The sequence below is a fragment of the Imperialibacter sp. genome (assembly GCF_040222815.1).
Classification (GTDB): domain Bacteria; phylum Bacteroidota; class Bacteroidia; order Cytophagales; family Cyclobacteriaceae; genus Imperialibacter.
This window is the reverse complement of sequence record NZ_JAVKCH010000018.1, coordinates 159252-182076: the sequence shown is the minus strand read 5'-3', so window position 1 is coordinate 182076 and position 22825 is coordinate 159252. Positions and strand designations below refer to the sequence as shown.

Sequence of the window (22825 nt, the reverse complement as noted above, 5' to 3'; positions counted from 1 at the left end):
AAGCATAGATTATCGCTCTTTACACCGATAACCCTTTCCACTACTTTTGAGATAAGGAGTCCGCCAGCTGGCGGACTCCTTATCGAATTTTCACTTCACAATATGTTCAGTCGGGGGCGCCTAGCCCTTCGTCAACTCGTGAGAACTCCTACTCTCTCTGTAGGCTCAGATCCCGCTGATTACTATGACCTCTGCCGCCGGGCAGCCCCGTGACTTCTCAGTCTCCAACTCGTAGAGTCCGAGATCTCCAGGTAAGAGCATATTCCTTCCCTCAATCCCACTGGATCTACTGCAAAGGCATTTGGTAGTTTCCTACCCTTTGGACGTTAGTATGGTGTGCTACCTCATACGTCGGGGACGCCTAGTCCTTTACAGCCTCTGTATCCAGTCGCCCGGCGACCCGGCCCTGTTCGTTAGAACCGAGGTTTGCCGTCGTTGCACGCCGCCTCGCTTCCTTCAGTCAATACCTCACGATATCCAACGGGGACGCCTAGTCCTTGCGACTTGCTAGTGCTTCGGGGTACGAATCCGTGCACAAGGTGGGATCGTTCCACGCCGGTTACACCCTCTGGAATAATTTGGTATCTTAGATACCAGATGCCCATGCCGGGCACACACACAACGGTGAAAATGAAAAATGTGGGCTTCACCAGTTATCATAGATCGGTTGGCTTGGATTGTCCGCCACAAAGTACAAATTTATCATCGGCGTGCCCGCCCGAACGACGTTCAGTCGGGCGGGGCTAAGTGCTATTGGAACTGAACTACATTAAAAACCCCCACGCACGAGCCGGGCGTTCATGCCGCTTGGTAATTGCCTGGCATTCTCACCTTCTTTCTCGCCTCAGAACGATAAAACTCCTGAATTAAGTATCTCAAAGTTAGCTGGCTCCTATTTCCTCAAATAGTATATTGCCAGCACAAACCTTCAGCAATATGAAACCAGCCTCTCTCCTCTTCGCATTGGCCTCCCTCCTCTCACTATCAGCCATTGCCCAGCCCAGCACCGAGGTTTACCTTTTCGACCTGGAAGCCAACGGCGAAACGATCAGCGTCTCCAACCCCATTAACGTTTCCGCCAACCCCGGCCGCTACGACAACCAGCCCTCCTTCTCCAAAAAGACTGGCGAGCTCTTTTTCGTGTCGCAGGATGCCTCTCCGCAGATCGACATTTTCATTTACGATCCGGCCAGGGGCACCAAAACAAATTTTTCGAACAACGCCTCCAACGAATACTCCCCTACCCTCACACCCGATGGGAAATACATCTCCTGCATCAGGGAGGTAGATGGCACACAGCTACTGTGGAAGTTTCCGTTGAAGAAGGGTGAGCCGGTGATTGTGGTGCCCGACCTTGTGATTGGTTATCACGCCTGGAGAGATGACAACACGCTGGTATCTTTTGTCCTGGGCGAACCTCAAACGCTTCAGATCTCGGATCTTTCTGCCAAAACGAATACAATTGTCGCAAGCAATATTGGCCGATCTATTCACAACATCCCAGGTAGCCAACTCATCAGCTTTCTGCAGAACAGAGAAGGGCAGTCGGCGCTTATCCAGTCGCTGGACACAGAAACTGGAAAAATTGAAACAATATGTGAAGTCCTTGCCGATTCGCAAGACATGGCCTGGACACCAGATGGCAAAATCATCATGGGTCAGGGCAGCAAACTTTTTGTTTGGTCACCAACTACAAGGAGCTGGACAGAAGCAGCTGACCTCGCCGCTACTTTCCAATTGAATGGCATCACCAGACTAGCCGTTAGCCCTAAGGGAGACAAGCTGGCCATCGTCGTCAGCGAATAAACAGGAGTTCATTCGTCACAGCTAATATTTTTTTTTCTTAAGTAATTCCAAAACACATAGGGGTACTAATGGTTTAAGTTTACTACTAAGCAAACTAAACTATTAACTACAAAATGAATCTACAGGTAGAATCATTGCTGATTCGGACTTTTCCGGATGATCGTTCTATTATTTCTTCAACAACTCCCAACCCCTGCTTCAAACTATCGTAACTGGCTAAGTGAATTTATTCAGATCAATCTCAACAACTCAATGAAAAAAACTTTAATGCTCGGGCTCTGCCTGATTTTTAGTGCGCTACAAGGATTCGCTCAAGACAAGGTCACCGTTAACGGCTATGTGAAAGACGCTGCCAACGGAGAAGACCTTTTCGGGGCCAATGTGCTTGTGAAAGAAATCGGCGACGGAGCCGTGACCAATTTTTATGGTTTTTATTCCATTACGCTGCCACCAGGCACCTACACTCTCGAATACCGCTATGTAGGATATGAAACGACGGTGAAGACGGTAGAACTAAAGGCAAACGTTCGCATGGACGTGGAAATACGTTCCGAGCAGCAGCAGTTGCAGGAAGTAGTGGTGTCTGCTGAAAGAGAGGATGCCAATGTGACCAGCATTGAAATGAGCGTTGCCAAGCTCGATATGCAAACCATCACCAAAGTGCCGGCATTTGCTGGTGAGGTCGACGTGCTGAAAACCATTCAATTGTTGCCCGGCGTAAGTACCGTTGGCGAAGGTGCTTCTGGCTTCAACGTGCGTGGTGGCTCGGTTGGTCAAAACCTGGTGTTGCTTGATGAAGCTCCCGTGTTCAACTCTTCTCACCTACTGGGCTTTTTCTCCGTTTTCAACCCCGATGCTGTCAAGGATATTAAGCTTTACAAAGGCGCCATACCTTCTCGCTACGGAGGCAGAATTTCTTCTATCCTTGATATAAGGATGAAAGAGGGTAACAACAAATCTTATGATGTAGCGGGAGGAGTAGGTACCATCTTCAGCCGTCTGGCGGTAGAGGGCCCTATCAAAAAGGAAAAGTCTTCTTTCATCATAGCAGGGCGTCGCTCCTATGCCGACGTGCTGGCGAAGCCATTTACCGACGTGTTGGACGATGGTGCCCAGCTCTATTTCTACGACCTGACGGTGAAAACCAACTTCAATATCGATGCGAAAAACAGAGTGTTTGCGTCAGGCTATTTTGGAAGAGATAAGTTTTTATTCGATGCCCGCCAGGGATTTGACTGGGGCAACAAAACGGCCACTATCCGTTGGAACCACCTGTTCAACGACCGGTTGTTTTCAAACTTCACAGCGTTTTATAGCAACTACGACTATTCTTTGGCCTTCGGAGAAAATGACCTGGATAAATTTGAGTGGACGTCGGAAATAACCACGTTCAACTTCAAGCCGGAGTTTAGCTACTTCATCAATACGAACAACGAGTTGAGCTTTGGTGGCGATGCCACTGTATATCAGTTTGACCCCGCCAACGCCCTCGGTGTGAGCAACGGTGAGGTTAGCAATATCAGTCTCGATAAAAAGTTTGGGCTGGAGAGTGCCGTATACGCAGGCAACGAACAGAAACTGTCGTCGGCACTCACTATCAACTATGGTCTTCGCCTTTCATCGTTTAGCTACATGGGGCCTGGCAAATATTTTGAATATGACTCACCAGAGCCAGGTGTGAGAAGAAACGTAACGTCGGTTTCGGAGGCAGACAATCTCGAAACCATTCAAACCTACTTTAATTTTGAGCCCCGGGCATCGTTCTCTTTGTTAGTCGATCCTCAGAGTTCCATCAAGGGTAGCTACAACAGAACAGCCCAGTATGTTCACTTGATTTCGAACACGGTAGCCAGCAATCCGCTGGATGTATGGACACCGAGCACAAACAATATTGAGCCGCAAACCGGGCAGCAAGTGGCGTTGGGGTATTTCAGGAATTTCAATGACAACATGATTGAAGCCTCGGCCGAAGTCTATTACCGTCGCACCAAAAATCAAATCGATTATATCGACGGAGCCGACCTACTGATCAACCCCTTTTTGGAGGGTGATGTGTTGAGTGGTATTGGAAGGGCCTACGGATTGGAGCTATACGTGCAGAAAAAGAAAGGGAAATTGAACGGATGGGTGAGTTATACGCTCGGAAGAACCGAGCTGAAGGTAGACGGCATTAACAACAACAACTGGTATGCTACCCGCTACGACCAAACTCACAATGTGAAAGTGGCCGCTTTTTATGATGTCACGCCCCGTCTTTCTTTTTCGGCCAACTTCAGCTACATCACAGGCACGCCTACCACCTTCCCAACAGACAGGTTTGAGTGGCAGGACTACGTGGTGCCCTTTAACTATGGCAACGGCCGTAACAATGTAAGAATACCAGACTACCATCGCTTCGACATTGGCGCAACACTCAACGGAAAAACTGTAAAAAGAAATGGCAAGCCCCGAAAGGTGACTGACCAATTTGTGCTTTCGGTGTACAACGTGTACAACAGACGTAACCCGTTCTCTATCTACTTTACCCAGGGACGAGACCGACCAGTATCCGGAGAACCTCTTCCAACCGAGGCCATTCGTGTTGCCATTATCGGCTCTGTGTTCCCTTCCATTACTTACAACTTCAAGTTTTAATCGTATGAAATCTGCAAACATATATATAGTCGCTGCCCTTCTCGTCTCTTCATTGTTTGCCTGCGAGGACGTGATCTATCCCGAGCTGGCTGATAGCGAGCCTGTAGTTTCAATAGATGCTTTCGTTACAAGCCAGGACAAAGTGCAAGTGATCAAAGTAACCAAAACCCAATACTACTTTGACAAAAACAGGCCTGCGGGCGTTTCTGGTGCTGAGGTCAGCATCACCGACGATCAGGGAAGAGTATTTCTATTCACAGAGTCGAATACAGACGGATGGTACGAGTGGGATCCTTCGCAAAGCGACGATTCACTGGGACTCCCTGGCGTTCAGTATTCACTCAGCGTTTTAACCGAAGGCATTGAGTACACCTCGTCCTCTGTCACTCAAGGCGTACCAAAAATTGATAGCATCACATTTAATTTTGAGCCGGAAAACGACTTTGCGCTTGCCACATGGTTCGCAGAAGTTTGGGCCAGGGATTTAGATGGGCCAGGCAATGCTTACTGGATCAAGGGCTGGAAAAATGGAAAATACCTCAACAAGCCAGCTGAAATACTAACAGCCTACGACGCCGGATTTAGCCGGGGCTCGGAGGTAGATGGACTTATCTTTATCACACCTGTAAGGTCTGGCACTGGCATCAATCTTAGCACCGACGAGGATCCAGACACAGGTAAGTTTTTACCATCTTATCTGGACGGAGATTCCATTTATGTCGAAATCCATGCCGTGTCTGAAGCCACCTTCGATTTCCTTAACCTGATGAAAATCCAAATTGATCGCCCCGGAGGTTTTGGAGAGCTTTTCGCCACACCCATTGATAATGTACCGACGAATATTATCCCGTCTCAGGAAGGTGTGAAAGTGGTGGGCTGTTTCAACGTGTCTACTGTGAGCAGCTTTGGTAAGAAGCTGGTGGCTGAAAACGAAACACCTTAAGCAACGAGCGTTTCTTTGGGTCATATAAAGTAGCAGAAAGCCAGTCTTTTTGCTACTTTAGTTTAAAGCCGTCCCTTTCAAGTTATGACCAGAACAGAAGAGCTTTTTCACGAAATCGCTGAGTCTTTGCCGGAGGCAAAGAAGAGTAAGATGTTTGGTGCCATTTGCGTGAAAGCACCCAACGGCAAGGCTGCCTTTATGGCCTGGAAGGACAATCTGGTGTTTAAGCTGGAAGGAGAAGCACAGAATGAAGCCCTGAGCCTCGACGGTTGTGAGGTTTTTCGCCCTATGCCGGAGCGCCCACCCATGGGAGGCTGGATTCGGGTGCCGGTTGACTACGAGAACAAGTGGCCGGAGCTGGCTGCAAAGTCCCTTGCGTATGTTAAAACACTGAAGTAAGCGGCATGAAAAAAGTCATTCTTTCCTCCGGTGAGGAAGTCACCATAAGACCACTCGAAACGACAGACGCACCCGCCCTGCTCAAATACTTTTCAGCGTTTTCTGAGCTCACCCGCAAACGATTTGGGCCTCATCCCTTCGACGAAGCCACCGTAAATGCGATTTGCAACAACCTGGATCTTGACCCCTGCGTTCGCCTCACAGTTTTTGCTGGCGACAAGTGTGTGGCCTACTGCCTGCTAAATCCCGGCATTCTTGAGCATGATGCAGATCGCCTCCGCAGCTACGGCATCGACACAGACCAGTACCGCTACGCCACCTATGCTCCCTCCGTCGACGAAAATTACCATGGCACCGGCTTGGCCAACATTATGTTTACCATGCTGGAGCATGAAGCAAAAAAGTCGGGTGCCACGCACATCATTCTTTGGGGCGGTGTGCAGCACGGCAACCCAAGGGCAAGAAGGTTCTATGAAAAAAATGGTTTTATCAAGGTGGGCAGCTTTGATCTGAACGGCGGAGATGATGATATGGTGAAGCCGCTGACCTAGCCTATTTTAATCAATACAGTGATGTCTTCCCCTAGCCGCATTATTAATCCTCTCTAAAAATTGCCATATTTGAAACCGGAATATATCTATTCCGTTCCATCAATCATTTTGACTTTGAATCCATCATTGATCTTATGAAAACCTTCTCATTCAAAACAATTTTTTCGCTGGTCACCATTCTTTTTAGCGGTTTGTTTGCTCCTCACGCCAGTGCACAGCTGATGAACAAACTCAAGAAAAATCTCACGGAATCGCTCACATCATCTCCCAGGGACAAGCAAATCACCAAAGACACCACCTTCTACAACCTGGCCATTTCTCAAGGCTCCAAGGTGTCATTTTTCGATAACCGAGAAGACAACCAGAATGCCTTTTTACTGGGTGCAAAAAACTATACCGACAACTCCGGCAACAATGTGGTGAAGTTGACCAGAGCTGAAAAGGTGTTTGATTCCAACCGCTCAGGCAGTATTGCACTAAATATCAGTAAGTGGAGCGCAAGAATGAATTTTCTTGGCGGTCTGAACTATCTGCTCGACGAAAACTATGGTGGCAGTTTAGCCACCAGCTACCTGAGTGATCAAATTCTCAGTGCGTACAACGACAACAACCTGTTTGAGGTAGTGGAAGTAATTACGTCCAACAACTCTCTTGATCTGCTGGAAAAGTACGGCCTGGCCAAAACGATGATGAACATGGCTATCCTCCACCACTCTCAGGGTCAGTTTACCATCGCCAAAAGTTACTACGAGCAAACGGAAACCCTGATCAAAGAACAAATCAGCCCTAACAGCCAGGCCATGGCTTCTGTGCTCAACAACCTGGCCGTGCTTTACAAAGACCTGGGGCAGTACACCGAGGCCGAGAAAGCCATGGCTGAATGCCTTAGACTGATGGCTAAAAATGGTTCTGACGACCAGATGGAGTATGCCGTTGCACTAAACAATGAAGCCATTCTCCGTTTTGAGCTAGGCAGGAATGAGCAGGCGGTGAGTAGCCTCAACAAAAGCATTGAGCTGGCTGCCAAGCACATCAACGAAAAAGGTACCGACTTCACCAAGCTGAAAATCAACCTTGCCGTTATTTACCAAAACCAGAAGAAATACACCGAATCCGAAGCCATTTACAAAGAGCTGCTTGAGCTGAAGGAGAAACGCTTTGGCAAGAGCAGTCCCGACTATGCTGAGATTCAAAACCAGCTAGCTGGACTATACATGGAACTGGGCAGAACGGATGAGGTGGAAGGCTTGCTGACCAGCGCAGTGGAGATTTACAAAAAGAAGCTGAAGGAGGATCACCCAGCCTATGCGGCCACTTTACGCAACCTTGGAAAGTACTACTACTTCACCGATCAGTATGACAAGGCCGTCACTACCTTCAGCGATGTGATTGGTATCTACGAAAGAAACTTCGGCAACAACCACCCTGAATACCTCGGCACACTCGAAAACATGGCCATCACCCGCTGGAAGAAGGGTGAAACGGACAAGGCTGATTCTACTTTTGGTGCTTTGCTTACAAAACATATGGATCTGCTCGAAAAGTATTTCGGAGCCATGAGCGAAAATGAGAAAGGCAAATACTGGGACAAGGTGCGGCCATCCTTTCTGGCTTTTTACAATTTTGCAGCAGAGAACAGCGGCAAGAAGCCCGAGCTGGCCACCAGGATGTATGAAGCTCATTTGTCTACAAAGGGTATTTTGCTGAGCAGTTCTGTCAAGCTTCGTCAGAACATTTTGAACAGCGGCAACCAGCCACTCATCGACACCTACCTCGACTGGACGAACCTGAAGGAGTCGCTGGCCAGTTACTACTCGCTCTCTAAAGATGAGCTGAAAGAGCAAAAGATCAATCTGGACTCCCTGGAGTCTTCCGCCAACGGCCTGGAGCGAAAGCTCAACCAAATGAGCGGCGACTTTTCTGATGCCAACAAGCTGCCGTCGGTCAAACTTGCCGATGTGGCTGCTAAACTCAAAGCCGGTGAAATGGCCGTTGAGATCATCACCTATCCTTCATTTGACAAGTCGCTGACCGACAACAGCAAATACACGTTTGCGCTGGTGAAAAATGGGGCTACATCGCCAGAGCTTGTCACCATCAGCAATGGCAAAGACCTTGAAACCAGGTATGCCAAAGCCTACCGCAACATGGTGACCAACAAAGTGGAGGATGCTATTACCTACGAACAATTTTGGAAGCCTATTGCAGGCAGGGTTGCGAGCAGTAAAAAATTGTATATGTCGCTCGACGGCGTGTACAACCAGATAAACGTCATTACCCTCAAGGCCGCCGATGGCAGCTATGTGAAAGACAAACATGACATAGTGTTATTGAGTAGTACGAGGCAGCTAGCCCAAACTGCCAGTGCCAGGAGTGCTTCGAAAAACACAGTGCTTGTAGGCTTCCCTAACTATGGAGCAAAAAGCACGCTCTCGCCCCTACCTGGAACACAGAAGGAAGTGCAGGCCATTAGCGCCCTGGCCAAGACTTCCGGAACCACAGCAGATGTGTACATGCAGGATCAGGCAACAGAGGCGCTCTTAAAGGATCAGGTCAAAAATCCAAGAGTCCTTCATATCGCTACCCATGGTTTCTTCCTTCAGGACGTTGCGAGCACCGATGCTGACAAAGTACTTGGCGTGGAGATCAGCAAGGCTAAGGAAAACCCACTTTTACGCTCCGGGCTTTTTCTCGCCGGCGTGGAAGGCACCACTGGCAGCGTCGAAAACAAAGAAGTTAATACCTCCGACAACGGCATACTGACTGCCTACGAAGTACTGAACCTCAACCTTGAGCAAACCGACATGGTTATCCTCAGCGCCTGCGAAACAGGCCTGGGTGAGATCAAAGGCGGGGAAGGTGTTTACGGCTTGCAGCGTGCCTTTCAGGTTGCCGGAGCCGGATCGATCATCATGAGCTTGTGGAAAGTAAACGACGAAGCTACCCAGGAACTGATGGTCAACTTCTATAAAGAGTTTTTGAAGTCGGGTGACAAGCAGGTAGCGTTTGCCAAAGCTCAAAATGCGCTGAGAACCAAATATACTGAGCCCTACTACTGGGGTGCTTTTGTGATGATGAACTAAGTCTTAACAAAATCACCCTCCCAGACAAAGGCTCCACACTATTGGGGCCTTTGTTTTTTCCACATAAACTGTAGCAACGGCTTCCAACCAAATGGCTGCAAAAGGTTTCTTATAACAAACCCCTGAGCTATGAAAGTTGTTGTTTCAAGTCTGCTAGTGCTGGCCTTTTCACTGGCCGTGTTCTCCTGCCAAAACGAGCCGATTACTCCCTCATCGGGATTTGCCACAAGTTGGGAAGTCAATGCCGATACCTTTATCGCCGCAACCTCGCAAACGACGGGGGATCCTTTCTTCATCAAAAAAGCTGTACTGAATGACTCGCTGCTAAAAGTAACCGTACAATATGCTGGCGGCTGCAAAAAACATGATTTCAAACTAGTGTGGGACGGAACCATTGACTCCTCAACCATCCCCGCCGTCGCAACCTTTGCATTGATCCATGATGGCAACAATGATATGTGCGAAGCACTTCCCACCGAAGAACTCACGTTTGATCTTCTTGATATCATGAAAGGGAACAGGCCTGCAGAGGGAACAAAGTACTATATCGGCGTCAAAATACTGGATAACTACGAACCAAATCCTGATGTCGTCGTTTGCCAGGCATATCCGGGCGATCATTATAGTGTCGAAATCACTTGCATTCAACCCTACGAATAATCTTAACTAAGTCTCATGATTTGTAAGAGCATTGTGCCGTTGGTTCAATGCTCTTTCCCTTTTCCCACCATTCGGATGAGCGGAAGATTGACTAATTTAGAGCGTCAAACAACCAGGGCTTATCATGAACGTACTTGTAACAGGCGCCACCGGATTCCTTGGTTCCAGAATAGCTGAGGCATTGGCTTTGGATGACAAAATAAGCCGAATAGTTGCTGCCGGACGAAAGCCCGACCCGCTTCACACAGTTGAAAGCCAAAAGCTAAATTATCAGCTTGGAGACCTGGTGGATACCAGGTATGTAGAGCGGCTGTTCGAACAGCCCATCGATGTCGTCGTTAACTGTGCCAGCCTGTCCTCACCGTGGGGCAGCTATGATGCCTTTCGTCAGGCCAATATCGTATCCCAGGCCAATCTGATTGCTGCCAGTAAAAAAGCTGGAGTGCGACGCTACGTGTATATCTCCACGCCAGCTATTTACTTCAACTTCAAAAATCGTTTCAATGTAAAAGAAAGTGACCCCCTGCCCGAAAAGGCTTCCAACTATTACGCAGCCACCAAACTACAAGCTGAGCAGCTACTTGAGAAGTCCGGCTTGAGCTATATTTCGATCCGGCCACGGGCACTGATTGGAAGAGGCGACACCGTCATCTTCCCCAGGCTGATCCGCTCTTACCATGAGGGTCGGCTGAAGATAGTTGGCTCGGGTGACAATGTGGTGGACTTAACCGCTGTTTCCAATGTAGTTCACTCAGTACAACTGGCCATGCACGCTCCTGAAGATGCTTGCGGAGAAGCCTACAATATCTGCAATGGTGAGCCCGTGAAGCTATGGGAAGCCATCAACTATGTTTTGAGTAAATTTGACTTACCGCCACCCAAAGGGCAAGTGCCTTATGCAGTGGCCTCCCTGGCCGCCACTTTGATGGAGTGGAAGTCCAAATTATCCCGGTCACAAAAGGAGCCTGTGCTCACCCGACAATCGGTGGGCATCCTTGCCAGATCGATGACGCTCGACATCACCAAAGCCAGAGAACGGCTGGGCTACAAGCCAGGTCAAACCACCTGGGAGGCTATTGACGAATTTGCCGCCTGGTACAAAACAGCTTACCAATGACACCAAAGCAAAACCAAACAGGCCCATTAGTAAGCTTTGAGCTGAAGTCCGCTGGCTACTGCACAGCCAGCTGGCACCATGCACAAAGGGGCGCACCCAAAAAGACCATTCGGTTTTACGCCACCTATGCAGTGATCAAACATCCAAAGCATGGCGTAATCCTCTTTGATACTGGCTACTCAAAACGGTTTTTCTCTAGCACAAGCTCCTATCCGTACAAGTTGTACCGGGCATTTACACCCGTTTTTATACAACCGGAAGAAGAAGCCGCAGCACAATTAAAAGCCGACGGAATACAGCCGGAAGACGTTCGCTACATCATTGTATCGCATTTCCATGCCGATCACATCGGGGGGCTTAGAGACTTCCCGAATGCCCGATTCATCTGCGACCGGGCAGCTTATAACGATATCAAAGGAAAAAGCGGGTTTGGTGCATTAAAAAAAGGATTCCTTCCCGCACAAATGCCTGAAGACTGTGAAGAAAGAAGCGACTTTATTGATATTGAAAAAGGCACATCGAAAGACGAGCACCTCGGGGCATTGCATGACCTGCTTGATGACGGCTCCATTTTTTTAACCAGGCTGGATGGCCACGCCAAAGGGCAGCTGGGTGCCCTGCTCGCCTCGGAAAAAGGCCAGGTCTTTCTCATCTCCGATGCGGCCTGGCTGAAACCAGCCTATACTGACCTAAAGCTCCCCCACCCCATCGTTCGCCTCTTCTTTGACTCGTGGGTCGACTACAAGGCCAGCCTGAATCGGGTACACAATTACCACAAGGCTCATCCGGACACACTGATCATCCCCTGCCACTGCCTCGACACGCTCACAGCATTAAACAGCTCACCATCATGATCGGCTTCAAACTTGAAATCTTGTGGCATTTTCTTTTGTTCCGCTGGCAAAGAAGAAAGCGCTTCAACCAAAAGTCGCTTGGCCAATTGCGGGCTACAAAAGAAACCCGGTGGAGAAAGAACCTCCAAAAATCATCCTTCTACAAAGCTCTTTCAGGTCAGTTGCTCAGCCAATTTCCCATCATGGACAAAAGCTCGTTCATGACCCATTTCGATGAGATCAATACAGTGGGCATTACAAAAGAAGAGGCTTTCGCTGTCGGCCTTGAAAGTGAAAAGTCAAGGAACTTCTCCCCCACGGTTCGGGGAACTACCGTCGGGCTTTCGTCCGGCACAAGTGGAAACAGAGGCATCTTCCTCGCCAGTCAAACGGAGAGAGCCATTTGGGTAGCTGCCATTTTTGACAGGGTCATTGGTTTTTCATTGCGAAAACGAAAAGTTGCTTTTTTTCTCAGGGCCAACAGCACGCTTTATGAGTCGGTGAACTCGTCGTTGCTGCAGTTTAAGTTCTTTGACATAAAAAGTGATATGGAGGAGCACTGCCAAACGGTGGTAGCCACCAGCCCTCACATTCTGGTGGGGCAGCCCTCTGTGCTGATACACATAGCCAGGCACTATGAACAGACAGGGCAGCGGCCGTCATTCGAGAAGGTGATTTCCGTAGCTGAGGTATTGGAAGATGATCAGAAAGCCTACTTAGAAAAGGTCTTTAAAATAATGATAGAGCAAGTCTACCAGTGCACGGAGGGGTTTTTGGCCCACACTTGCAAGGCAGGCTTTCTGCATTTCAATGAAGATTGGCTGCTGATTGAGAAAAAATACCTGGACGAGGAGAAGAAAAGATTTCACCCCATTATCACCGACCTTCTGAGAACGACCCAGCCCATTGTTCGTTACGAACTGAACGACATCATTCATGAAGGTGGGCCATGCAGTTGCGGGCTAAAAACAATGCAAATCGCTAAAATAGAGGGCAGGTCTGACGACGTTTTTGTGTTTGTCCACGATGACAAAACAATCACGATCTACCCCGATTTTATCCGCCAGGCTGTGGCTTTCAGCAGCGATGCAATTGACAATTACGTGGTGATCAGGCGAAGTGAGAAAAAAATTGGCCTGTTTATTGAAGTAAACAAAGGAGATTTTTTAAACGCATACAGAAAAGCTGAAAGTGCACTTCAGTCTTTATTTGAAATTTTTGGTATTCCCGGCATCACAATCATTCGGGAAGAAGAGCAACTCCTCCAGAAGGGAGTCAAATTCAAAAGGATAAGGAATGAAAGTCATCAGACCATTTAAGATTGTCGGTGTGGGTTATTGCCTGCCATCGAAGTGCGTCCATTCGCAGGAAATGGAAAAAGAGCTTGGGCTCCCGGCTGGCTGGATTTACAAATATTCAGGTGTCGAAAAACGCCACATTGCCACCACTGAGAGTAACAGCTGGCTTGGTGCAGAGGCATTAAAAAAGGCTATGCAAAGTGCCGAGCTGCAACCGGAAGACCTTGGTTGCCTCATTGCTGCCTCAGCCACCTATGATTATCCCCTACCCAACAAAGCCAGCATGATCAAGCATGAGCTGGGTTGGCATCACACTGAAATTGGATGCATCGACATCGACACCACCTGCCTCAGCTTTGTGACTGCACTGGACTATGCGTCCCGCCTGCTCAACGACAGCGACTGTCGGCACGTAGCCATTGTGAGTGCAGAAATAGCTTCAAAGGGCCTCAACCCCGAACACAAGGAAACGTTCAGCCTTTTTGGAGATGCCGCCGCTGCCATCATTGTCTCTTTTGATGATACCGGAGAAAGCGGCCTCGTGAAACACAGTCTGGTCACCTATGCTGAGGGAGCCGAACACACCATCATCAGAGGCGGTGGAAACAGGTTCTTCTTCAAGGATCACCCCTACGATGCAACACTTCATTCCTTTAGTATGGAAGGAAAAAAGCTGCTGAAACTGGCCATGCAAAAAGTGCCCGAGTTTACGGAAAAGTTCTTTTGCAAAATTGGCTTATCAATCGGAGAGGTGGACCTGATCATCCCTCATCAGGCCAGCAAATCAGGCTTGATGCTGCTTGACAGTCTCCTTGGTGGCAAAAAGGACAAAGTCGTCAATAACCTGGCGAACTATGGCAACTGCATAGCCGCTTCCATTCCGCTAGCTTTGACAGAAGCCATCGAAACAAGGCGGCTCAAAAAAGGCGATAGTTGTTTGCTGATTGGCACTGCGGCTGGGTTTTCCGTTGGCGGACTGTTATTTAAATTCTAAGCCTAAAGTTATGAATCTGGTATACGGCACGGGTCTTCTTTTCCTTTTGGTTCTGATGGAGCTTGTCGCCATCAGGTACTTCCTGCAGGAGAAAATCCCCTGGAAGGAAATCGTCATGAACCTCAACTCCGGCCATATCCTGCTGTGGATTTTCCGAGGGTTGGAGGTATTAGCTTTCCATTGGTTGCTGACGCACTTTAGTTTTGGCTGGGTGGCTCAGTGGCCCGTTTCCCTGCAGTGGGTCTTTGCGTTTGTCGCCTGGGACTTTTGCTTTTACTGGCTGCACAGGCTCCATCATGCTATCAGCTTCCTTTGGGCTGTTCACGTAGTTCATCATGAAGGGGAGCATTTCAGTCTATCCCTCGGCATTAGAAACTCCTGGTATTCTTCACTTACCTCCTTCCCATTTTTTGCTGGGTTGGCCATCTTGGGACTTCCACTGGAGATATTCATCGTAGTTTCTTCAGTCCACTATTTTATTCAGTTTTATAACCATAACCGGATTGTGAAAAAGAGCGGCTGGCTGGAGCACATCATGATCACTCCCTCTCACCACAGGGTGCACCATGGCAAGAATCCGGAGTACGTCAACAAAAACTGTGGTGGTACCTTCGTCATTTGGGACAAACTATTCGGTACATTCCAGGCAGAACGTGATGACATTGATATTGAATTCGGCACCAATGATCCTGTTCCATCGGAAAACCCATTCTGGGCCAATAACATCCCTTTTTTGAAGTGGCTTCGTCTTCCGCTGCCGCAATTGAGAAAGCATGAGACTCAAAAAACCTTCTTTAGCGATGCCTTTGTTGGCGTTGGCGGGCTACTTTTGTTCTGTTTGTTGCTTTTTTATATCTACAAGGAACCATCGTGGGCAGGTGCTCCTAAGCTATTCTTGTTTAGCATTATTTTCCTGGGCACTATCGCCAACGGTGGGCTTGCCGAAAACAAGGTATGGGGCGCAGTTTTATGGGTTGCCTGCACAAATTTCTTTATTGTGTTATTCCTTTTGACGCTTTCAATCAAAGAGCCTATTCTGATAGGTTTAGCGATAATAATTGGCCTGCATGGACTGGAAACGCTGAGGCGTCTTTTCTTTTCGCCCAAGCCAAAAAGGATAATGTCGATTTCTAGTTCGAAAAACCAAACTAATCAACCGCAACTGTCGTAAATGCCCTCTGGCCTTTAAGAACCATTAACCCCAACGTATGTCGATCACTTCTCAGTCAGAATTAGCCGGTATCAAACAAATTAGTCATGTGGTGGGCACCACCTTAAAGCTTATGAGAGAATATGCTCAGCCAGGCATGTCCACCAAGGAATTGGACGAGTATGGAGGGGGAATTCTGAAAGAGTTTGGTGCCCGGTCCGCACCAGGGCTAACTTATGGTTTCCCGGGATACACTTGTATCAGTCTTAACCATGAAATTGCCCATGGCATCCCTGCAAAAACGAAAGTGCTTAGGGATGGGGACCTGGTGAACATCGATGTTTCTGCAGAGCTCAATGGCTTTTGGGCCGACAATGGGGGCTCATTCGTGTTGGGGAACGACCACAGAAACCATGGTAGATTGGTGAAAGCCTCGAAGGAAATACTTCAGAAAGCCATCAATGAAATAAAAGGGGGCGTACGTGTGGCAGACATTGGCAGGCTCATGGAAATTGAGTCGAGGAAGGCTGGTTTTACTGTGATAAGAAACCTTGCAGGGCATGGAGTGGGCAGAAGCCTCCACGAGGCACCGGAGGAGATTCTGAATTGTTACAACCGTTTCAATAGAGAGCGGTTTAAGAAAAATTCTGTGGTGGCCATTGAAACTTTCATTGCCACGCATTCCACGTATGCACGAACGCAAAAAGATGGTTGGACACTCGTAGGAAATAAGGGTGGCTTCGTCGCACAACACGAGCATACCATTATAGTGACAGATGGAGAGCCTGTGATTCTTACTGAAAGCAATGAGATTTGGTAAGACTGCCTATCTCAGAATATACAGCTTCCCAAAGCCATTCTTAAAGGCTTTGTCGGCTGACGTTGCCCTGTGCTCCAGCGATTGGCCATTCATGCGAAGCAGCACTCTGTAAAGGTAAACGCCATTGGCCAACTGGTCGCCATATTCGTCGGTTCCATTCCAGGCAAACTGCGTAATGTTATTACCAATGCGAATCGGGCCTATTTCGTCCTGCGTAATCTCCCTCACTACCCTGCCTGACACCGACATGATTTGTATTTTCAGCTGATCGGGTATTTCTGACCCTGTGAGGGTAAACACAAATTTGGTGCTTGTGCTGAAGGGATTGGGATAGGGATAGAAGTTTGTTACCGTCGACTCGTTGATGACCTCAAAGCTGATCTCGTAAGGGGCTGTTCCAGCCTGGTTTCCACTTACATCGGTCGCTATCACACGCATGGCATAAATACCGTCTTCCAATGGCCCCGGTCTGAGTTCAATATTGAACTCCTTCTTTTCGGTGTTGGCTGACCATGTCATTTTGCCTCCGGAAAAAGGCACACGCTGGTAGTCACACTCTTCACAGGGAGATTTGAGATACACCTCTATGCCAATCGTATCTTGCTTTTGCAGGTACTCATAGTCGTCGTACAGTCTCATTTTTACCAGCGGGTTGGGAGAAACGATGTCGCCATTGAGGATATAGGTACCATCAAAAGTCACGTCAAGAGTTGGGTTAACGTTATCAGCGTTTACGTCTAAATAGTTGGTAAATGTCAGTTGATTGTTGGTAGATATCAGCTCCCTTTCTGTGGTTTCTACTATGGTACGCAGGCTTTCCTTGCCTCCTGCTCCCAGGGTGGTCAGCGGCACATTGAACTGCACCGAGTCTCCCGCAGGCAGCGCCGGTAGTTTCATTTCAAACTCCTCAATAGTGCTGGTTTCACTCGACACGAGCTGATACCTGACAGTAAGAGAGTCGGCATAATCAACCGGAGAAGGGTTGAAATATGAAAACGGCACAACAACCTCCTCCCCTTCATTGGCAGTTCTGGTCAGCTTCTTCCTCGCAGTCGGGTCGCTGGTCAGTAAAATACCTTCCGGTAGCTGATTGAAAGTGACTATCCATTTTTTCAATTGCGCAGGCACCAGATTGGCCTCATCGGCCGTATGGTAATCTATTTGCAGATAAGGGTAAAAATTAGCGTCTACAGATGTCAGGTCTATTGTTGACACATTTTCATCGGCAAACAGCAAATCTTTAATGCCATCGTTGCGCAGCCCGTAAATATCCAGGTTGAAGTTTCCGGCGGTTTGCCCGGCACCAAGCTTTACCTCCTGATAAAGCGAGCCCCACGACTTGGCCGGGCCTATCCTTCCCGACAGCACGCTGCCACTAAAGAATTTGCCCTCCACTACGTCGTTCAGCACGAGCTGTTGCTCATCGGACGGGCTACCGCTTCCATCGGAAAGCAACTCCACCGCAGTTCCTTCTGCCTGGCCTTTTCTTCCATAGAAAATCACGGGCTGCCCATTCGCAAGACTGTTCAATGTGGCTGTTTGTATGCCGAACGCTTTTAGCTGCTCTTTTACTTCAGCATCCCATCTGTCGTACTGCACAGTGCCTATACTAAAAAAGACAGCAAAGTCTCCCTCAGGCACGGCATTCAGCAGTTGAGAAAGCCTTCTGGCTCCTCCGTTGGAAGCCGCCGGGTCATACATCTCTCCGTCGGTGAAGTTGTGAATACGTTTTGAGTTCAATCCACAGGTGAGCCTTACGTCAAACTTTTGCCATTCGGGAAACGGCGCATAAGGCACCGTCGATTGCTTATCAAACACAACAACATTAAGCGTGTTGGCCCGGCATACGTTGAAGCTTTCACTTTCCACAAAAAGCTCCAGCGTACCGGCTTTTACGCTGTAGTCACGGGCGGCTGCACCAGGATTGTTGGGGCCAAAGGTTTTTATAGTGATATCCAGGTTGTTCGCCGGGAAAGACCAATCAAACGCTCCCGGTGACAGGGACATTCCTTTTATTTCAGCGTCAGCAAACTGGTTGGCAGACACCATCGCATATCCACTGGGGCTATCATTAATCATGGTGAACTGACTCAAAACCCAGGAGGTGTCCTCTTCAGGTTCAGGGTTCAGGAAGCGACTCCTCCAGTAAATCACGGTAGAATCGGCGATTGAAAATGCAGAAGCCAAATCCACATTTTGAACGGTGATCACCCGCATGTCGCCACTAATACGGCGCTTCATTGGGCCATTGAAATCTGGCGACGTGTCAATTTCAAGTTCGAAACCCCGTGAGGGTGAAAACAAGTCACTTGCCTGAATCACAAAATCGACATTCGATCCTGTAATGCCCCTCTTCATGGGTAAAATAGGGATCGTGGTTCCTTTGGCCAGAAAAAGATCAATACTGGCCGTGTTGTTCCCCTCATTCAGTTCATCTATTTCGTCGGCTGGGTCGAGGATCACCTCAAAGGTATTGTTACCCAATCCAGCGAGGTTCGGGTTTGAAATTCCGAAGTACATGGTGTCCTCCCTAAGGACATACGGAGAAATCAGCGAATCAAGACTTACGCTTCCGTCTTCAAGCCTCCGTCTCACGTAAATCTTCAGGTCAGATTCAGTGGCTATCCCAAAATTCTTCACCACAAACTTGAGCGCAAATGTATCCTTCGCTACCTGTAGCGGGTTTCCTTCCGTGTCTACAACCTCCAGTGCATCGGTGCTGATTTCGTAGTCAGGTTTCCCGGCACCAAATATCTTGATCGCAGGATCTCCCTGAAGCAGCATTTCCTGCACCTGTGTAATGTTCCTTTCCGAAGAGCCATATCGCTCAAGGTATCTTTTCGATGCCTCATTTTTAATATTCCCAAGTGTCTCCTTCACAAACAAGGTGTCAGCAAAGGCCGTCTCATAAAACACACCAGAAAAGTTTCGCAGGTCACTGGAAAAGCCTTTGTAGGTATGGGCCATAAAACCAACTGCCCCAAGGTTGGGCGTCAACGTCCAGTCTTCACCAAAGGTAAACGAAGTTTCAAAAATATTGCCTGCATCGCACCCGTTGACCAAAATCACGGGATACCTGCCTTTGTTGCTGTATCCAAAGCCCGGATTAGACACGTTACCAATGTCGATGTCTGTAGAAAAGCTCGCCGAGTGACCAAAAAATGTGATCATCGAAACACCGTTGTTTACTTCCTCCGCTATATTGATAAGCTCCACTGCATTGCTGGTGGATTTGCTACTTGTGACCACATTAGCTCCCAGGTACTTGCCTTCTGCAATGAACTTAAACCCGTTGACATATGAACGAAAGGTAGCCAGCTCTCCCTGGGTGGCTCCCCCACTCAAATGGATGAAGTTCTTTTTCCACAACTGATCGAAAGGCTGATTTTCCATCTCCATGACCTTGTTCAGGTAGGCTTGCACGTCGTCAGGGTTTCTGGCGTTCAGCCTGCCGATGGCAATCGGCGATTCGTAAGTCGTACCAGCCAGCCCGGCCAGCATGGCGACATCACTTCCAGGCACACCGTTAGTGGGCACAAAGTGGACAAGCGTCGTGGTGGCAGGGTCTTGCCTGTAGTAATTCCGGTGCACGCCTGTTCCTTTTCCAATAAGAAAAAAGTATTCAGGCGCACCGTTGGCCAGCAGGTAGCCCGCCAGTCTGCGAATAGCCCAGGGAGATATTTCCCCATAGTTAAAGGCATCAAATATCTGCTCCATTTCTAAAATGAGCACCTGATGTTGCCCCCCAGCTGCACTTTCACGAAAAGCTTTGTAGGCTGCTACCGGATCGGCAGTTCCTGTAGTAGTGGCCTTTCTAAGCTCGGGGTGAGTGACTATGATATAATTAAAAGCCGTTGGATCGATAGCTGGCATGGTCACCTGCTTAATTGCTGCCGGAGTATAGGGGGTATTAGTAGCGATGAGCTTCCGCTGAACAACAGTGCCGTTTACCACTGCCGTGAAATCAATGGTTCCTGTGATGACGCCAATTTTGTTCACATTATCCGGCTGCGTTACATCAAAAAGACTGCTGACGCCCGCTGGATTGGTCACCCTTATAAAAGACTTGTCGCCGGTGCTCTCTCTTAGCGTCAAAATCTTCTGTGACTGGCCAGCCATATCGGTACTAGCTGCGTAGTTCACTTTCACATAGGACACTGCAGCCCGATCAGCAGCGCTGCCGATGCCAACCACATTCACCCGCACAAACAACTCCCCGGCAGTTGAAATATCTGACCATAAAATAGTTTCAGAAACAGTATAGGGGTCGTGCTCTGAAAACTCAGCTGTATGTAAAAGCCGCAAACTTGCCGAAGATGGGCCGACGTACACTTCCACGTTGTGATCCAGGTTATTTCTTCCAACCAGGAGCACCTCGAGTGCGGGGTCAGGCCCGGAAGTAACCCGATTGGTCAATCCAGTCAAAGTGATCACCTGGTTGGCACCTTTGGCAATATCACTGCCTGTCCATCCTTCGCCATGGTCGTACTGACTAAGAATGATGTCGCCGCCCTGGTAGGTTTTTCCTTGTGAGTAATTGTTCACCTGTAGTTTGAGCACCTCCCGAAGGTAATATGGCTCCGCAGGCAAGTTGCCTACATTGTTTTCGGCCACAGGTGCCGACATCCGCTTGCCAGATGTAGCCGTTAGCGGCCACGTGAGAAAATAGGTAGCTGAATCAGAAAAAAGACTGTATAAGGTGTGAGGCTGCGCATCTTCAGAAACGTAGAGTTCAGTATCCGTCTTGCCATCCGCCGGTTGCCCGTAAAACTCAATATAATCGCTGGCATCAAGCCTGCCGTCTTCCTGCCCCGGCAGATAAATAGCCTGCTCCACGCCTCTGTGAAAAAGCTGTAGTCGCCTGGCATCGATGGAACTCAATGGCACGCCGCTTTCCAGCAGCTGTTGCTGCGTGAGGCGAAACATCCCCTCCCTGGCAACCTTGATTTTATAGTACGATTGCCCTGGCTTGATCCATTCGTTACCCCATGGCTGCGCCTGCACCATTACTGCTACAAATAGCAACCCGGCTAATAAAGCACTTCTGTATGTCCACCCTCTATTTCGCATTCCATCCATACCTTAATGAAAAGATGTGACTATAAGGCGACTGCGCCCTGTTTCCAATGTCTGTCAAAGCATAGTCGATCTGCACGCCCTGAAGGTTGAGCCCAATCCCAAACGACGGCAGGTAAGTCCAGGATTTGCTGCCATCAAAGTCTTTGACCTGCTGTAGCTGACTCACGCCACCTCTTAAAAAGGCCTTTTGCGCATAGCTCACTTCAAAGCCTGCTTTCGGGTCTATACTGGCTAATTTACTTTTGATCAATGTGTTTCTTTGTCCGTCAAACGTCAAATCAACGTCGGCGCCAACAAGCCCCGTCCATTTTCCTCTATTCACCACTGCATTGGCCAATCCCAGCGACAAACGAGGGAGCGTAATTTCGAGGCTGCTCTCCGGGATCACATTGCCAGTTTGAGTATATACATCAATAACCAGTGAAGAATTGTGTGTCCAGGCATTGAACGTTCCTGTGGCGTCTCTTAACACCGCTCCCATCTTCCAATTTCCCCTGTTGTACTGTAGTGCCACATCGAGACCAAAACCCCAGGCATTAGCAAAATCGCCGACAGTCCGATGGATTACTTTCAGGTTGCCGCCCAGCGACAGGCCACCCATTTTCTTAGCAAGCGAAAACATAAAGGCATAGTCAGCAGCAGAAAAGAATCTGATATTGTCGTAGTTGATGGCTCCGCTGGCGTCGTAAAGAAACCTGGTATCGGGGATATTATCCACCCCGAAGCGAATTACGGAGACTCCCATGAAGGTATTGCTGTCTATTGGTGTAGCAAACCCCGCAAAATCGTAATTGGCTATGCCGGCAAAGTAAGCTGCATGCATCAGTCCCACCTGGTATTGTTCGGTGAGCTGAGTGAGTGCCGCCGGATTCCAATAGCCCGCCGTTACATCGTTGGCCAAACCCACCTGGGTATTGCCCATGCCCAGTGCCCTGGCTCCTACTCCTATGGCAAGAAATTCATTACTGTATTTGGGTGCATTTCCCTGACCCACAACAAGGCCGGAACAAAACAAACACAAAGTAAAAAGTAACGCTATCCGCATTCAGTGACTAATTCAACCCAAAATTAATGATATAACATTCTCCACACCAACATACCCGCTCACTTGTTGGAATACTTCGACAAATAGACGACAAAAGTAGATGAAGATGCCGATTCTTGCTGAAAGCTGGCGAAAAAGGATTCACTGACGCACCGCCACTTATCGGAATGCGGCTTTAACGCAGTTACCAACCGCCTTCCGTCCGTGTTTGCGCTGGTACGCCCAGTGGTGTCAAGGGATTAAGAACTGTTTAGCAAAATAAACAGACGCAGCACGACAGTGGCAATCGACGCCCAAACACCTAAAAAGCACCATAATATTGTACTTTTTGAAGCATTAAATATAACTATTCAATGATAATCGTTTATTCACTAATATTTCTTAGCCAGTACTTGGCCATGCAAGGTACTTTT

Annotated in this window: 15 protein-coding genes; 13 read left to right on the top strand and 2 right to left on the bottom strand. The window is 48.5% G+C overall.

Annotated features, from left to right (window positions below):
• Positions 1-936: 936 nt before the first annotated feature.
• The 13 genes from RIF36_RS07710 to map all read left to right on the top strand — a co-directional run bounded on the left by RIF36_RS07710 (position 937) and on the right by map (position 16288).
• Entirely contained in the window at positions 937-1806 is an 870-nt protein-coding gene (locus tag RIF36_RS07710; protein ID WP_350129996.1) for a TolB family protein, read from the top strand.
• 252 nt (positions 1807-2058) lie between these two features.
• Positions 2059-4440: a TonB-dependent receptor gene (locus tag RIF36_RS07705; RefSeq protein ID WP_350129993.1), complete on the top strand. Its 2382-nt coding sequence runs from the start codon at positions 2059-2061 to the stop codon at positions 4438-4440.
• Positions 4441-4444: 4 nt separating this feature from the next.
• Positions 4445-5383: a DUF4249 domain-containing protein gene (locus RIF36_RS07700; RefSeq protein WP_350074186.1), complete on the top strand. Its 939-nt coding sequence runs from the start codon at positions 4445-4447 to the stop codon at positions 5381-5383.
• Positions 5384-5467: 84 nt separating this feature from the next.
• Complete coding sequence (locus RIF36_RS07695; RefSeq protein ID WP_350129990.1) at positions 5468-5782, top strand: hypothetical protein; 315 nt, start codon at positions 5468-5470, stop codon at positions 5780-5782.
• 5 nt (positions 5783-5787) lie between these two features.
• Positions 5788-6333 (top strand): GNAT family N-acetyltransferase, encoded by a 546-nt coding sequence (locus RIF36_RS07690; protein WP_350129987.1) that lies wholly within the window; start codon positions 5788-5790, stop codon positions 6331-6333.
• 134 nt (positions 6334-6467) lie between these two features.
• Positions 6468-9416: a CHAT domain-containing protein gene (locus RIF36_RS07685; protein ID WP_350129984.1), complete on the top strand. Its 2949-nt coding sequence runs from the start codon at positions 6468-6470 to the stop codon at positions 9414-9416.
• Positions 9417-9545: 129 nt separating this feature from the next.
• Positions 9546-10076, top strand: a complete 531-nt coding sequence (locus RIF36_RS07680) for a hypothetical protein (protein ID WP_350129981.1) — start codon at positions 9546-9548, stop codon at positions 10074-10076.
• Between the two features lie 124 nt (positions 10077-10200).
• On the top strand, positions 10201-11193 hold the full coding sequence (locus RIF36_RS07675) for an NAD-dependent epimerase/dehydratase family protein (RefSeq protein ID WP_350129978.1): 993 nt from the start codon (positions 10201-10203) through the stop codon (positions 11191-11193).
• A complete protein-coding gene (locus RIF36_RS07670; protein ID WP_350129975.1) occupies positions 11190-12047 on the top strand; it encodes an MBL fold metallo-hydrolase in 858 nt (285 codons plus the stop codon). The genes RIF36_RS07675 and RIF36_RS07670 overlap by 4 nt, the downstream gene beginning before the upstream one ends.
• Positions 12044-13345: a F390 synthetase-related protein gene (locus RIF36_RS07665; protein WP_350129971.1), complete on the top strand. Its 1302-nt coding sequence runs from the start codon at positions 12044-12046 to the stop codon at positions 13343-13345. The genes RIF36_RS07670 and RIF36_RS07665 overlap by 4 nt, the downstream gene beginning before the upstream one ends.
• On the top strand, positions 13323-14318 hold the full coding sequence (locus tag RIF36_RS07660) for a ketoacyl-ACP synthase III (protein ID WP_350129968.1): 996 nt from the start codon (positions 13323-13325) through the stop codon (positions 14316-14318). Before RIF36_RS07665 ends, RIF36_RS07660 begins: the two co-directional genes overlap by 23 nt.
• Before the next feature lie 10 nt (positions 14319-14328).
• Positions 14329-15489: a sterol desaturase family protein gene (locus RIF36_RS07655; protein ID WP_350129965.1), complete on the top strand. Its 1161-nt coding sequence runs from the start codon at positions 14329-14331 to the stop codon at positions 15487-15489.
• 37 nt (positions 15490-15526) lie between these two features.
• Positions 15527-16288 (top strand): type I methionyl aminopeptidase, encoded by a 762-nt coding sequence (map, locus tag RIF36_RS07650; protein ID WP_350129962.1) that lies wholly within the window; start codon positions 15527-15529, stop codon positions 16286-16288.
• Positions 16289-16294: 6 nt separating this feature from the next.
• On the opposite strand, the gene porU2 is transcribed toward map, so the two are convergent.
• Both porU2 and RIF36_RS07640 read right to left on the bottom strand, forming a co-directional pair.
• The gene (gene porU2, locus RIF36_RS07645; RefSeq protein WP_350129959.1) at positions 16295-21358 is read right to left on the bottom strand and encodes a putative type IX secretion system sortase PorU2; all 5064 of its coding nucleotides are present in this window, start codon (positions 21356-21358) and stop codon (positions 16295-16297) included.
• A complete protein-coding gene (locus RIF36_RS07640) occupies positions 21348-22412 on the bottom strand; it encodes a putative type IX sorting system protein PorV2 (protein ID WP_350076025.1) in 1065 nt (354 codons plus the stop codon). The genes porU2 and RIF36_RS07640 overlap by 11 nt, the downstream gene beginning before the upstream one ends.
• Positions 22413-22825 lie beyond the last annotated feature (413 nt).

Bases quoted from the DNA above. Each gene is read 5' to 3' on its own strand.
- RIF36_RS07710 (WP_350129996.1), top strand. From the start codon at position 937: ATGAAACCAGCCTCTCTCCTCTTCGCATTGGCCTCCCTCCTCTCACTA.
- RIF36_RS07705 (WP_350129993.1), top strand. From the start codon at position 2,059: ATGAAAAAAACTTTAATGCTCGGGCTCTGCCTGATTTTTAGTGCGCTA.
- RIF36_RS07700 (WP_350074186.1), top strand. From the start codon at position 4,445: ATGAAATCTGCAAACATATATATAGTCGCTGCCCTTCTCGTCTCTTCA.
- RIF36_RS07695 (WP_350129990.1), top strand. From the start codon at position 5,468: ATGACCAGAACAGAAGAGCTTTTTCACGAAATCGCTGAGTCTTTGCCG.
- RIF36_RS07690 (WP_350129987.1), top strand. From the start codon at position 5,788: ATGAAAAAAGTCATTCTTTCCTCCGGTGAGGAAGTCACCATAAGACCA.
- RIF36_RS07685 (WP_350129984.1), top strand. From the start codon at position 6,468: ATGAAAACCTTCTCATTCAAAACAATTTTTTCGCTGGTCACCATTCTT.
- RIF36_RS07680 (WP_350129981.1), top strand. From the start codon at position 9,546: ATGAAAGTTGTTGTTTCAAGTCTGCTAGTGCTGGCCTTTTCACTGGCC.
- RIF36_RS07675 (WP_350129978.1), top strand. From the start codon at position 10,201: ATGAACGTACTTGTAACAGGCGCCACCGGATTCCTTGGTTCCAGAATA.
- RIF36_RS07670 (WP_350129975.1), top strand. From the start codon at position 11,190: ATGACACCAAAGCAAAACCAAACAGGCCCATTAGTAAGCTTTGAGCTG.
- RIF36_RS07665 (WP_350129971.1), top strand. From the start codon at position 12,044: ATGATCGGCTTCAAACTTGAAATCTTGTGGCATTTTCTTTTGTTCCGC.
- RIF36_RS07660 (WP_350129968.1), top strand. From the start codon at position 13,323: ATGAAAGTCATCAGACCATTTAAGATTGTCGGTGTGGGTTATTGCCTG.
- RIF36_RS07655 (WP_350129965.1), top strand. From the start codon at position 14,329: ATGAATCTGGTATACGGCACGGGTCTTCTTTTCCTTTTGGTTCTGATG.
- map (WP_350129962.1), top strand. From the start codon at position 15,527: ATGTCGATCACTTCTCAGTCAGAATTAGCCGGTATCAAACAAATTAGT.
- porU2 (WP_350129959.1), bottom strand. From the start codon at position 21,358: ATGCGAAATAGAGGGTGGACATACAGAAGTGCTTTATTAGCCGGGTTG.
- RIF36_RS07640 (WP_350076025.1), bottom strand. From the start codon at position 22,412: ATGCGGATAGCGTTACTTTTTACTTTGTGTTTGTTTTGTTCCGGCCTT.